This window comes from Empedobacter sp. UBA6745, from assembly GCF_002453775.1.
Taxonomy (GTDB): Bacteria; Bacteroidota; Bacteroidia; order Flavobacteriales; family Weeksellaceae; genus Empedobacter; species Empedobacter falsenii_C.
In genome coordinates this window covers 101,516-115,634 of sequence record NZ_DKHL01000046.1, presented here as the reverse complement: position 1 = coordinate 115,634, position 14,119 = coordinate 101,516, and the positions used below count along the sequence as shown (strand labels likewise).

Sequence of the window (14,119 nt, the reverse complement as noted above, 5' to 3'; positions counted from 1 at the left end):
TTTGTACCACTTAAAAACAATAATTTATGCAACCAACAGCAGAATGGTTAAAAACTTGGGAATCTAAAAGAGAATTCACTTTAGCTCCTAATGATTTAGAAAAATATTTTACAGATAAAGAAATTGGAGGTGTAGAAATCGACCAAATTGAAATGGGAGAAGTTTCTTTACCGTCTGGAAAAATCTTTGTGAATGATCCTTTGGGTGAATATTTATCAATGGACAAAGATCCTTATTTCCTTGAAACGCCAAAAGGTAATTTTCCTGTAACTGCAAGCATCGTAAAATTTGAAGACGATGGTGATGTTGAGAATTTGATTGGTTGTATCAAAGTTGCTTTTACAAACGAAAAACCTGTTCGTTATGAAGAAGCAATGAAAGGAATTGAGTTGATTGATGAATTACAAGAAGGAGAATATTTTGGTTTTTCTATCGAAAGTGGTTTAGCAACAATTGTTGATGCAGAAGCAAAAGATTCTTTTGTAAAGTTTATTGATGAATTCGAAAGTAAAGGTGATGTAAATTTATATGATGATTATTTCAATGCATTATTTGTAGAAAACGCTAAAAATAATCCGAAATATCAATCAGAAGAAGGAGATTGGATCAATTGGACAATTCCAAATACAGAATTCAAATCGGCAATTTTTCAAGCTGGTTTTGGTGAAGGAATTTATCCTGCTTACTTTGGATACAATGAAAAAGGAGAAATTATTGCATTTTATATTCAATTCATCGATGCTGAATTAGAAGATTCAGAAGATGATGACGAATGGTTGTAATTAATTTTTCGATCAAATAATATTTAAATCCTTCAAGAAATTGAGGGATTTTTTTGTTTAGAAATTTATAAGAACAATCAAATTCTTGGCTTCTATTTTAATAAAAAACTTGAAACTAAAACATATAGATTAAGTAACTATAATAAACTATTTTACACTAAAAGTCTAGAGAATAAAAATAGTTATGAATTTTCAAAATGAATATAAAATCTCTCAAAAATTCAAAGATAATTGGTATTTATTAGAACGAATTGAGTGAAACAAAAAACTCCCGCAAATGCGGGAGTTTTTATTTCTATATATAAAGATAATTATTTCGCTTTATACTTCGCGATTCCATCTTGTAACCATTTTAAGTAAACTTCTACATCAAGTTCAGCTTCTAAAGGTTTTGAGAAACGATTCAAATCTTTATCAACCAAAATATAATAAGGCTGTGCATTTGCATTAAAATGTTCAATTTCGAAAGAAGTCCATTTGTTACCTACTGTTTTCAAATTACGATCTAATGCTTTCGAAAATACTTTTTGATCTTCTGGTAATTCTTTTGCTTCGTCAACATATAACGAAACTAAAACAACATCTTCAGCCAAAATCTTCTTCACACGTTCATCACTCCAAACACGTTCTTCAACTTTACGACAGTTTGCACATGCATGTCCCGTGAAATCTAATAACATTGGTTTTCCAACTTTCGTTGCATAAGCCGCAGCCTGATCAAAATCTTTGAATGCAGGAATTCCATGAGGTCCAGCAACCATATTAGGATCATCAAATTTAGCTGTCGCTTGTCCACCACCTACACCTTCGTGGAAACCTCGTGGTGCTTCAGAATATGTCATTGGAGGTGTTAAACCACTTAATAATTTTAATGGTCCTCCCCATAAACCTGGAATCATGTAAATCGCAAATGATACTGAAATCAATGCAAATAACATTCTCGGAACACCGATTGTTTGTACAGGTGAATCTAATTCTAATCTAAATTTACCTAAAAGATATAATCCTAAGAAGATAAAAATTGCAATCCAAAATGCTAAGAAAATTTCTCTTGGTAGCCAGTTCATTTGCCAAACTAAATCAGCATTTGATAAAAATTTCAAGGCAAAAGCTAATTCAATAAATCCTAATGAAACTTTGATTGTATTTAACCATCCTCCAGATTTTGGCATTGAATTTAACCATCCTGGGAACATTGCAAATAATGTAAATGGAATCGCTAATGCTAAAGAGAATCCGAACATTCCTACGATTAACGAATAATAGTTCCCTCCTTGCGTCGCTTGAACTAATAACGAACCGATAATTGGTCCTGTACAAGAAAATGAAACTAATGCTAATGTGAATGCCATAAAGAAGATTCCGATTAATCCACCTTTATCAGCACCTTTATCAGCAGCATTTACCCACTTGCTTGGTAATGTCAATTCGAAAGCTCCGAAGAATGAAATTGCAAATACAATAAAAATCGCAAAGAATGCTAAATTCACCCACGGATTTGTTGACATTTCATTTAGGACTGATGGTCCAAAAATAACTGTCGCCAATAAACCTAATGCAACATAAATAACAATAATTGATAATCCATAAATAAATGCTTTACCAACTCCTTCTCCTTTCGATTTACTTTGTTTTGTAAACATACTTACTGTCAAAGGAATCATTGGGAAAATACAAGGCATTAATAACGCCGCTAATCCACCTAAAAATCCTAAAGAAAAGATTTTTAATAAACCATTATTTTTCTTTTCGTTATCTGCTAATAAAGAGTCGTCAACTTTTTTGATTGTATCTTGTGTTGCCGCAACAACCGCTATAGAACCCTCTTGAACAGAATCTTGCGTAATTTCAGTTACTGCAACTGTATCTTTTGCTTCTGTAGCATCTGCTGGCTTTGCCTCTTCTTTCGTTTCTTCAACTTTTGTAGAAGGCGTTAATTTTATCGTTCCACTTGTTTCATCTGGTGGCAAACAACGTTCAGCATCACACATCTGAAATTCTATTGTATACGATACATTTACAGGTTTATCACCTGAAACTTTCACTTTTTGAACAAATTTTACTTGATTTTCGTAATATTTTTCATCTTGTTCAAAAATTTGGCTGTATTTATCTATACGTTTTCCAACTTCTCGCGTACCTCCAACCAATTTTGCATTTGCAGCTGGTTTAAATGATGCACTTGCTGGAATTCCAATTCCTCCATCAGGATGTTTCATTGAATAAAGGTGCCAACCTTTATCAATTTTTCCTGTTACCTCGATTTCAAACTCATTTTGTCCAACCTCCTTCACCGAACTCGACCATTTTGCAGGACTAAATAATTGTGCGTTGACTAAAATTGGAAACAAAAAAAGTATCCAAAGTTTCTTTAACATACTGTAATGTTTAAAAAGTTTTTACTTGTTTCTGTCGTTTTGAAACGTTCATCCAAACGATGATTTACCACCCAAATAATTTGATCTTTTTGGTCACAAAGCAACCAAACCTTCTCTTTTTCTAACTTAGAAAGTTTCAAATCTTTCATAAACTTACTCAACAATTTTTTTTGACCTTTCATTCCAATTGGATAAAAGAAATCTCCCTCTTTTACTTTTCTAAGTTTAAGTGGAAACAAAATTGATGTAAAGTCTACTATTTCAGTAGCGTTTTCGTGTGGATTTATCGATTTCACGAACTTCAAATTTAACGAATTGATTTCAATTAACTCATCAAAAATCGTTAATTCATCTTCATTTTCTTCTTCTATTTTTTGCAACAACAAATTTTCTCGATTTTTAATTAATCGATAAGTTGCTGATTTTATTTCACTTCCCGTTTCTGCATCTAAAAATTTCAAAATTTCTTTGCTCGACGAAAATCCATATTTTTCGAACAAATAATGTAAAAATGTTTCTAATGGTTGAAGTTTTTTTAATGCAGAAATTTCAATTTCAATCGGATTATATCCTGAAAATAAGTCACTTCTAATTTCTTCAACTTTATTTTGTACAATTTGATAATTATCGTTGATATGATTTAAACTTGACAAAAAATTCTCATCAAATTGCGGATGAAGCTCTTTTAGTATTGGCGTAATGTGATGACGAATCTTATTTCTGGTATAATCATCCGTCGCATTCGTATAATCTTCTCGCCAATTAATTTCATTTGATTTTGCATATTCCAACAAATCATTTTTCGTAAGATTCAAAAGTGGACGAAAAATTTTTCCATTATCAATTTGCATTCCGACCAAACCTTTCAAACCTGTTCCACGAGAAAGATTAATCAAAAATGTTTCGATATTATCATCCAAATGATGCGCTGTCACCAAAACATCCAAACGATTTTGTTTTTGAACTTGCTTAAACCATTCATAACGCAAATTCCTGCAAGCCATTTCGACCGAATAATTTCCTGTTTTCTGATAAGCTGCAACATCAAAACGAACCGAATGAAACGGAATATTATATTTTCCGCAATATTCTCTCACAAACATTTCATCACCATTTGCGTCTTCTTCACGCAACTGAAAATTACAATGTCCTACCTGAAAATTTGCAGCAGTTTGACGAAATAAATCTAACAAAACCATGCTATCAATTCCTCCACTAATCGCCAATAAATAGCGATGCGTAGAAAAAGAATGTTGATCTAAAAGTTCTTTAAACTCTTCTTGTATAGATTTATTTTTCATGAAATGTAAATGTTCGAAATTAGGAAGAATTCTCGAAAAAAAGTTATACTTTTTCTCTTCACTTTTATAAAATTTCCCAATAAAAAAGCCTGAAAAACTCAGGCTAAAGATTTATTTTAAACTTTCTAAAGATTTATTTTCAAGAATTTCTAAAGTCGAATCTCTCAATTCAACCATCACTTTATTCAATGTGCAAACGCCTTCGTTAGGGCAATCATCACATTTTTCGTAGTAATTTTTACTTACACAAGGCAAAAGCGCGATCGGCCCTTCTAAAACACGAATCAAAGAAGCTAAACTGATATCTTTCGCATCGCGCGCCAAATAATATCCACCTCCTTTTCCTTGTTTCGAATTGACGAAGCCTAACTTTTTTAAATCCAATAAAATAGCTTCCAAGAATTTTTTAGGGATAACTTCTGTTTCAGAAATTTGCCCAATTAAAACTGGTTTGTTACTTTCTTGTCTGGCCAAATGAGCCATCGCTTTTAGTCCGTATTTTGTCTTTTTTGATAACAATTCTATAAGATTTAACTACAAAAATAACGTTGATTGTTGTATAAAACAAATATAAAATTAAATCGTTGAACCGAGATTTAAAAATATTTCATCAAAAAATCAATTACCTTTTGAGTTGTAGAATTATAGGGATAATTGAGAAATTTTGACGGCGATAAAAATCGATTGACTTTTAAAATAGGTTTCATATGCGAAAAATCTTTAAAGCCAGCATAACCTGTTGAAGCTCCAATTCCAGAATTATTAACTCCGCCAAAAGGCAAATTTGGATGTAAAACCTGCACCAATGTTTCGTTAATTACCACAGAACCAGATGAAGTTTCATTCTTAATTTTATTAATAAAAATAAAATTTTTCGAAAAGATATATAACGCTAAAGGCTTTTCTTTCTGACTAATAGATTCAATTACTTCATTTATTTCTTTAAATGTATAAATCGGAAAAATTGGTCCAAATATTTCTTCTTCATTGATTTTTGCATCAAATGGAATATCTGTCAATAAAGTTGGTTTAATGTACAATTCAGCTTCAATGTATTCATTTCCGAAAGGACAATTTGCACCATTTTCTATTGCATTTTCAATCAAGTTTTTTAATCGATTATAATTTTGAAGATTTACAATTCTTGCCAAATCTTTCGATTGTGAAGGATTTTTTCCAAAGACTTTTTCTATATGTTCAATAAACATATTTATAAATTGCTCTTGAAATTCTTTTTTAATCAAAATATAATCTGGCGCAATACATGTTTGACCAAAATTTATCAATTTTCCCCAAACTGCTTTTTCAACCACTTCTTGCATTGGAATTGTTCCATCAATAATCAAAGGCGACTTTCCTCCTAACTCCAACGTCACCGAAGAAAGATGCTTTGCTCCTGCTTGCATCACAATTTTACCCACTTTTGGCGAACCTGTGAAATGAATATGATCAAATTTTTTAGTTAACAAATAAGTCGTTTCTTCAATTTCTCCTTCGATAATCGCGACATGATTTTCTTCAAAAACTTCAGAAATAATTTTATTAAGAACTTTTGAAACATTCGGACAAAACTCCGAAGGTTTAAGAATTGTTGTATTTCCAGCCGAAATACAAGCAACTAAATGCACCAAACACAATTGAAAAGGATAATTCCAAGGCGAAATAATCAAACAATTTCCCAAAGCTTCCGGTTGAATTTGCGCTTTTGAACCGAAAAAAAGTAAATTATTTGAAACTGTTTTCGCTTTTGTCCAACGATTCAAATTCTTTCGAAATAATCGAATTTCAGCTAAAACAGGAAATATTTCGGTAGAATCAGATTCTATTTTAGATTTTCTTAAATCCAAAAACAATGCATCTTCTATTTCGGCACGATGATTTAGAATTGAATTTTCTAAGTTTTTCAGACTTTCTTTCCGCTGATAAACAGTAAGATGACGAATATTTACTTTATTCTCACATTGCTTATCATAAATCTCATCTATTTTCGTTTTAAAATCTGACACATGAAAAAATTTGAACGTTAATTTACTACTATTTTGAGTATTTTTAATCCCAAAAAGCAACAAATGAAAAATAATCTTACTTTGGTTGATAAATTAAATCACATCAAAAATTTATTTATTATTGGTAAAAGTGATGGCAATTTGAATGAAAAAGAGATTCAAATTATCTCTGATATTGCCAAATTTCATGAGCTTTCCGCCAAAGATGTAAGTTATATTTTGAACGAAAACACGAAGTTTTATTTTACGTTGCCTAAAACATTTACAGATCGACTTTCTTTGTTATACGACGCTGTTTTATTAATGGTTGTAGATTTGAATATTCATCAAAATGAAAAGGCAATTTGCATTGATTTAGCTAAAAAATTTGAGTTTAATCCACAAATTATTGATGAATTAATCGAGGATATTTTGAGTTATATTTTAGAAGGAAAAGAATGTGATGAAGTGATGGAATACTTGATTAAATACTCGCATCCAAAGCAAAATTTGAATTAAATTTTTATTGAAAAAGTTGATAAATCGTTAACAAAGAAATCACACTCGTCACTCCTCCTATTACATAGTTGATATTCTTTAAAATAAATGAATCTTCTTCCGATTTAGAGTTAAAAAATTTCAGATATAGACCAAAAATAATCATCGAACCAATAACAACTCCTAAAGCAAAAACTGAGCTGTTTGGCTGTCCAAAAACATTAACATTATACGAAACCAACGTTGCGCTTAAAAACACATAAAAAGGTATTGGAAAAACATTTATAGCAGATAACAATAATCCATAAATGAATTTATTTTTTTGTTTTACATCACCTTGTTGTTTTAGCTTTTTATTCTTCTTTTTTTGATCTTGTTTCTTCGCAAAAAAGAGAAAATAAATCGTAATAATTACAAAAACAGCTAATCCAACTTCCCTAAAAATTTTGGTAACTTCTTCATTAAAATCAATAAATTTTGCTAGAAAAATTGCTAAATAAACCTGAATTGCTATCGTTACCGCAGTTCCAGACATAAAAGTATATGCACTTTTTACTCCTTCTTGTTTCCCAATTTTCACCACCGTCATATTCAACAATCCAGGAATGGACGATCCAATAAAAGCTGTGAAAATTCCGATTAAAAGTAGTTCTAAATACTGCATTAATTCTTTTTAAAAAGGTTTGCAAATTTAATGAATTATAGTTTATGGTTTACTCAAAATAGAATAAGATTCATATCATAAAAGATCTTAATCCGATTTAATAGTTTAGCTTTTATATATTTGCAATTATTATAAAAATACTATGAAAACAAACTTTACAAAATTATTACTGCTATCAATTATTTCAACTTCTATTTTTACTTCTTGTAAAAATGATGATAATGGTGATCTAACTTCAAACAATGAAAAAAAGGTAATTAAAAAAATCAAATCTACTGGCTATGAATTTATAAATGGAACAGAAACACAGGATGTAAGCGAAGGAACCTTTATTTATGATAAAGATTACAAAAAATTACTAAATGTAAATTATACAAATGGAATGATTTCAACTTATAAGTATGATACAAATGATAATTTAATTACAGTAGAATACAATGGCGCTACAAATCCTCTTGAAAATAGCACATTAAATTTATTTTACAACGGAAATAAGTTAGCTTATACACAAACTGTTGAGTCTGGTACTATTACACAACGTAATGAATATTATTACAACAACTTAGGTAAGTTTAATAAAGAAATTGTTTGTAGCAACGGTAGTGCATGTAATGGAGATCAAAATGCAATTTATTCTTATACAAATAATAATATTACATCCGTTATTGACAAAACATTTGGAAGTTGGTTTAGTGATGGGATGAAAAATTTATATGAATTCGACAAATCAAATAGTCCTTACAAAAATTCTCAAGAAGTAATTAGAATTCTTCAAAATCAATTTATGCATTCTTATAGTGAAAATAATGTAGTTAAAGAAACGCAATATTGGAGTTTATCAAATGCAGAACCTAATAGAATTGTAACTTATACTTACACGTATGATAAAGATAATTTTCCTATTTTAATTGTAGGAAAAGGTGAAAAGGGAAATAATTATTTTAAAGTAGAGTACGAATATTACAACTAAAAAAAACCACTTCAAATGAAGTGGTTTTTAAATTTTATTTTGATAAAAAAATTACAATGAAGCTAATTGTTCTTCAATTTGTGCAATTTTTTCTAAAGCATCTGCCTCTTTTTTGCGTTCTGCATTAATTACTTGTTCTGGCGCACCAGCAACAAATTTTTCGTTTGATAATTTTTTACGAACAGAATTTAAGAAACCTTGGTTGTAATCCAACTCTTTTTGTAATTTCTCGCGTTCAGCTTCAATATCGATATTATCAGACATCGGAACCATAAATTCTAGCGTCCCAACGCGAAAAGCAAAACCTTTTTCTGGTTTATCTCCTGTATTGAAATTAGAAACATTTCCTAATTTAGAGAAAACATCAACATAAATTTCGTTCGCAGCTTGATCTTCAGCAAAAACTTCTAAAGCTTCTTTTGGCGACATTCCTTTTTCTGAACGTAATCCACGAATTGCCGTAGTTGCTTCTTTTGTATTTTCGAAATTCTTGATAATTTCTTCGTTAAAAGATGTTACTTCTGGATATTTAGAAATAATCAAGGCTTCGTTTTCTGTTCTTTCTGCAATTAAGTGCCAAATTTCTTCTGTTAAGAAAGGCATAAATGGATGTAAAACTTTCAATACATTTTCTAAATAAGAAATAGTTACAGCATAAGTTTTTGCATCAATTGGCTCACCAAAAGTAGGTTTAATCGCTTCTAAATACCAAGAACAGAAATCATCCCAAATCAATTTATAAATCGCCATCAATGAATCAGATAAACGATATTGATCGTAATTATATTCGATATCTGCTAATGTTTGTTGGAATTTATTTTCGAACCATTCAACCGCTTTTGCTTGAGCAGAAGTTTGTACTAAATCTTCTTTAACTTCCCAACCTTTGATTAAACGGAAAGCATTCCAAATTTTATTGGCGAAATTACGTCCTTGTAAACACAAATCAACATCGAAAGGTAAATCATTCCCAGCAGGCGCCGTTAACAACATTCCCATACGCGTTGCATCTGCACCGTATTCGTTCATCAATTCGATTGGATCTGGTGAATTTCCTAACGATTTCGACATTTTACGTCCTTGTTTATCACGAACAATTCCTGTAAAATATACATTTTCGAAAGGTAATTCGTTGCGATACTCATATCCAGCCACAATCATACGCGCTACCCAGAAGAAAATAATATCTGGACCAGTTACTAAATCTTGTGTTGGATAATAATAATTGATTTCTTCATTTTCTGGCTCATTAATTCCGTTGAAAACAGAAATTGGCCATAACCAAGAAGAAAACCAAGTATCTAATGCATCTTCATCTTGACGTAAATCTTCAATAGTTAATGCAGCATTTCCTGTTTTTTCTTGTGCTAATGGTAAAGCTTCTTCTTTTGTTAAAGCCACAACGAAATCTTCGTTTCCATCACCATAGAAAAATGCAGGAATTTGGTGTCCCCACCATAATTGACGAGAAATGTTCCAATCTGTTACATTTTCCATCCAATTACGATACGTATTTTTAAATTTCGCAGGATGAAATTTAATCGTATCATTCATTACATTATCTAAAGCTGGTTTAGCTAAATCTGTCATTTTCAAGAACCATTGATTAGAGATTTTAGGCTCAATCACCGCTCCTGTTCTTTCAGATGTACCAACTTTATTATTATAATTTTCTACTTTTTCAAGTAAACCTTTTTCTTCTAATTCTTTTTCGATTTCTTTACGCGCTTTGAAACGGTCTAATCCAGCATAATTTAATCCTAAATCATTCAATTTTGCATCATCTGTAAAAATATCAATGAAATCTAAGTTATGTTTTTTACCTAATTCGTAATCGTTTACATCGTGCGCAGGCGTAACTTTAAGACATCCTGTACCAAATTCGATGTCAACATATTCGTCTTCGATAATATTTACTTTACGACCAACGATTGGAACAATAACTTGTTTTCCTTTCAACCATTCGTATCGCTCGTCATTTGGATTGATACAAACTGCAGAGTCACCAAAAATTGTTTCAGGACGAGTTGTCGCTACAACAATATATTGATCAGTTCCGTCAACTTGATATTTTAAATGATATAATTTTCCATTTTTATCAACATGAATAACTTCTTCGTCAGAAATATTTGTCTTCGCCTCTGGATCCCAGTTTACCATACGGTATCCACGGTAAATTAATCCCTTGTTATATAAATCAACAAAAACACGTTGAACAGATTCAGATAAATCTGGATCCATCGTAAATTTTGTACGATCCCAATCGCAAGAAGCTCCTAACTTTTTTAATTGATCTAAAATAATTCCACCATGCTTATGCGTCCAATCCCAAGCATGACTAAGAAATTCTTCACGACCAATATCAAATTTAGAAACACCTTCTTCTTTTAATTTCGCAACAACTTTCGCTTCCGTAGCAATCGAAGCATGGTCTGTACCTGGTACCCAACAAGCATTGAATCCACGCATACGTGCACGACGAATTAAAACGTCCTGAATCGTATTATTTAACATATGTCCCATGTGTAAGACCCCTGTTACATTTGGTGGTGGAATGACTATTGTGTAAGCTTTTCTTTCATCTGGAGTAGATTTAAAATACTTCTTCTCCATCCAGTATTCATACCATTTTCCTTCAACTTCCGTTGGCGTATATTTAGATGCGATTTCCATTATTTATATATGACTTAAAATAAATTTGGGCAAATTTACATAATCTGCCTTAAACTGCCTAGTATATTAAATATATATTATAAAATTGGAATGTTTTTTTAATAAATTCGAAAGTAATTTTATTTAAAGTAAAATTCTTTTGTACATTTGATTATAAATTAATTATCGTCATGAAAAAATTAATGTTTTTAGGTGCTTTTGCTTTAGGCGTTACAAGTTTATTTGCTCAAACACTTAGTTTAGAAAAAGAAGAAATTCAATTTGGAAATATAAAGTTGAATACTGAAGTAACAGCTAAGATGAAAGTAACCAACTCAGGTGATAAACCTTTAATCCTTAAAAGCGTTGTTGGATCTTGTGGATGTACAGTTCCAGAATATCCTACAACACCTATCGAACCAGGAAAATCTGCGGATATTACCGTTAAATATTCAAGTGGTTCTGTGACTGGAGATTTTAATAAATCCGTAACAATCACATCTAACGATCCGGTTTCTTCTCGAAAAATTTTCAGAATAAAAGGAAAAGCAGAATAATAGTAAAGCAAGTTATTTAACTTGCTTTTTTTGTTCTTCTTTCAAAATGTTTAAAATCTTCTCTCTTTTTCTGTCCATTTTTTCAAAATAAAAGCCTTTTCTTACATCAGTAGAATCGATTTGTTGTAGGTAAATTTGATATTGTAGAAATTTTTCTAATTTGGTTTTACTTATTTTTAAATTATTAATGTTCAATTCAGTTTCTTTATAATTTCCTGGAATTAAAATTTGATCAAAATTTATACTTCTCATATAAGAAAATGATTTAATATTTTTGAAATAATCACCTTTAAAAATAGAAAATATTAAAATAAATGAAGTAATATATACAAATATTAAACTTAATAATTCTGAATATTTATTGAATATTTTTGTGTTAACTAACTTAAACATAATTAATAAATCAATAATTAATACATCTAATAAAAATCTAAATTGATTAGAAAAAATTAATATTATTAATAATTTCACTATACAACAGAATATTAACGATTTTATAAAATAATTCTTTTTATAGAAGCCTATTAACAAATTGAAAATTGTTAAACAAATAATTAAAAGAAAAATTATTGTTCGAGAAGATGATTGAAAAAAAATAGCTTGAAAATATTCAGTTGTATACATTCTTACTACTTCTTCAAAAGTAAACGAATCTTTAAGTGGAATAAATTTACCGTTCTGTGCAGATAATTCATATAAATGATGCGGTGAAGCCCATTTCAAACCTTTTATTGAAGAAAATTCTAAAGGAAACAAAGGATTTGCAGAAACAATAACTCCTTTACAACAAAATAATAAAGCAATAAAAATAAGTAAAAATAAATTCTTGTCTTTTAAATTTTTGTATTCTTTATTTCTTAAATATTCAATTCCAAAAAATAAAATTAATACAATACTTATTGGTTTAATTACAAATAAAATAGCAGCGTAAAAAAGGTAATCAGATGCTTTATTTTTATAACGTAAATATTCGTTGATTAATAGAATCGTAAGAACAAAAACAGGAAGATCTGGTGAAGGAGTATTTAGAAAAAATAAAAAAAGGAGATTAAAAATGAGAAGTTTTTTTTGCTTCAATTCGAAAACATAGAGATTGAAGATTAAAAATAAACAAAAATTTAATCGATAATAAATATCCAATGTTTCGTTAATAGAAGCTTGCAAAATATGCCAAAAACTATTTTGCGCCAAAACCCATTCAAAATTAGAAAGCCCTTTTACAAAACCAGCAAAATCAAGCCATTTTATTGTCGGAATATAATACCCGAAATGATCTAAAATAAAAGGATACGTAACGGCAACCAACAATCCAACAAAAATAAAAGCATAAAAATATCGTGATATATTTTTCAGTTTCAACAAACTTCGCTTCACTTCGTTTCTATGATAAATTAATGATAGAATCGCAATTGAAATTAATACTACTTCGTATGTAAAATTTAATGGAAGAAAAAATGCGACGAAAAAACTTATCAACCCAACACCTATCATTCCATTTATAACTGTAAACGATATAGTTGAATTTATTCGAGGGAAAATTTTTTGGAATAAAAATCCAAATCCTAAAAAATAGAAAATTAAGGCGATTGATAAAAAAAACTGCAAAACCATTATTTACCTAACAATCTTGAAGTTACATGATTACTAAATGATTCAATTTCATTTGATTTTAGAAATTTAACTTTCATTGTTCCATCAAAATCTTCGACTGAAATGATTTCAATTTCATCATTCAAATGAATATTTTTTGAATTCAAATATTTCAAAAATTCATCAGAAGAACCAATGACAGCACATATTTCTACTTTGTCACCTTCTTTAAATTCTGCCAACTTTTTGTAATTGATAATTTCTATTTTTCCGTTTTTATCTGGAATTGGAGAACCATGCGGATCGAATTTAGGAAAATTCAATAATTCGTCCATTTTATCGAAAAAAATTGAACTTTGAATATGTTCTATTTGCTCAGCAATTTCATGCACTTGCTCCCAGCCAAATCCCATTTTATCTACCAAAAACATCTCTGTCAATCGGTGTTTTCTTACAATCAAAGAAGCTTTTAAAATTCCTTTATCAGATAACCGAAGTGGTTTATACGATTCATAAATCACCAATTCTTTTTCAGCTAATTTTTTCATCATACTATTTACAGTAGGCATTTTTATTTCCAAATGCTTACTCAAATCCTTCACATTCACTTCTCCTTTTCCATTTTCAGAAAGATGAAATAATGCTTTTAGGTAATTTTCTTCGACCAATGAATTCATAGAAACAAATATAGTTGAAAATTAAGTAAAATTTAATAATTCATTTTTAATAATATTTTTGTTAG

Annotated in this window: 12 protein-coding genes; 4 read left to right on the top strand and 8 right to left on the bottom strand. The window is 29.8% G+C overall.

What is annotated here, in order from left to right; translation table 11 throughout:
• The first annotated feature begins 26 nt into the window (after window positions 1–26).
• A complete protein-coding gene (locus B4H69_RS13110) occupies window positions 27–782 on the top strand; it encodes a DUF4241 domain-containing protein (RefSeq protein WP_115000280.1) in 756 nt (251 codons plus the stop codon).
• A 311-nt stretch (window positions 783–1,093) separates the two neighbouring features.
• On the opposite strand, the gene B4H69_RS13105 is transcribed toward B4H69_RS13110, so the two are convergent.
• From B4H69_RS13105 to B4H69_RS13090, 4 genes are all read right to left on the bottom strand, one after another.
• Window positions 1,094–3,160, bottom strand: a complete 2,067-nt coding sequence (locus B4H69_RS13105) for a protein-disulfide reductase DsbD family protein (RefSeq protein ID WP_180906749.1) — start codon at window positions 3,158–3,160, stop codon at window positions 1,094–1,096.
• Window positions 3,154–4,461 carry a tRNA lysidine(34) synthetase TilS gene (gene tilS / locus B4H69_RS13100; protein ID WP_180906748.1) on the bottom strand — a complete coding sequence of 436 codons (1,308 nt, stop codon included), beginning with the start codon at window positions 4,459–4,461 and terminating at the stop codon, window positions 3,154–3,156. The genes B4H69_RS13105 and tilS overlap by 7 nt, the downstream gene beginning before the upstream one ends.
• 111 nt (window positions 4,462–4,572) lie before the next feature.
• Window positions 4,573–4,980, bottom strand: coding sequence for an RrF2 family transcriptional regulator (locus B4H69_RS13095; RefSeq protein WP_038334449.1), 408 nt, complete (start codon window positions 4,978–4,980; stop codon window positions 4,573–4,575).
• Window positions 4,981–5,057: 77 nt separating this feature from the next.
• The gene (locus B4H69_RS13090) at window positions 5,058–6,467 is read right to left on the bottom strand and encodes an aldehyde dehydrogenase family protein (RefSeq protein ID WP_180906747.1); all 1,410 of its coding nucleotides are present in this window, start codon (window positions 6,465–6,467) and stop codon (window positions 5,058–5,060) included.
• Between the two features lie 63 nt (window positions 6,468–6,530).
• Here B4H69_RS13090 and B4H69_RS13085 point away from each other — a divergent pair, with 63 nt between their 5' ends.
• Window positions 6,531–6,965 (top strand): hypothetical protein, encoded by a 435-nt coding sequence (locus B4H69_RS13085; protein ID WP_180906746.1) that lies wholly within the window; start codon window positions 6,531–6,533, stop codon window positions 6,963–6,965.
• Window positions 6,966–6,969: 4 nt separating this feature from the next.
• Here B4H69_RS13085 and B4H69_RS13080 read toward each other — a convergent pair whose 3' ends face one another.
• Window positions 6,970–7,608 carry a LysE family transporter gene (locus tag B4H69_RS13080; RefSeq protein WP_180906745.1) on the bottom strand — a complete coding sequence of 213 codons (639 nt, stop codon included), beginning with the start codon at window positions 7,606–7,608 and terminating at the stop codon, window positions 6,970–6,972.
• Between the two features lie 142 nt (window positions 7,609–7,750).
• Between B4H69_RS13080 and B4H69_RS13075 the strand changes: the two genes are divergently transcribed.
• Window positions 7,751–8,578 carry a hypothetical protein gene (locus tag B4H69_RS13075; protein ID WP_291094371.1) on the top strand — a complete coding sequence of 276 codons (828 nt, stop codon included), beginning with the start codon at window positions 7,751–7,753 and terminating at the stop codon, window positions 8,576–8,578.
• Window positions 8,579–8,629: 51 nt separating this feature from the next.
• On the opposite strand, the gene B4H69_RS13070 is transcribed toward B4H69_RS13075, so the two are convergent.
• Window positions 8,630–11,251 carry a valine--tRNA ligase gene (locus B4H69_RS13070; protein ID WP_180906743.1) on the bottom strand — a complete coding sequence of 874 codons (2,622 nt, stop codon included), beginning with the start codon at window positions 11,249–11,251 and terminating at the stop codon, window positions 8,630–8,632.
• A gap of 170 nt (window positions 11,252–11,421) precedes the next feature.
• On the opposite strand from B4H69_RS13070, the gene B4H69_RS13065 reads away from it, so the two are divergent.
• Window positions 11,422–11,787: a DUF1573 domain-containing protein gene (locus tag B4H69_RS13065; protein WP_038334454.1), complete on the top strand. Its 366-nt coding sequence runs from the start codon at window positions 11,422–11,424 to the stop codon at window positions 11,785–11,787.
• Window positions 11,788–11,799: 12 nt separating this feature from the next.
• Here the strand turns inward: B4H69_RS13065 and B4H69_RS13060 are convergent, their stop codons facing one another.
• A complete protein-coding gene (locus B4H69_RS13060) occupies window positions 11,800–13,392 on the bottom strand; it encodes an LIC_10190 family membrane protein (protein ID WP_291094368.1) in 1,593 nt (530 codons plus the stop codon).
• 5 nt (window positions 13,393–13,397) lie between these two features.
• Window positions 13,398–14,054, bottom strand: a complete 657-nt coding sequence (locus B4H69_RS13055; protein ID WP_180906741.1) for a metal-dependent transcriptional regulator — start codon at window positions 14,052–14,054, stop codon at window positions 13,398–13,400.
• Window positions 14,055–14,119: the final 65 nt, after the last annotated feature.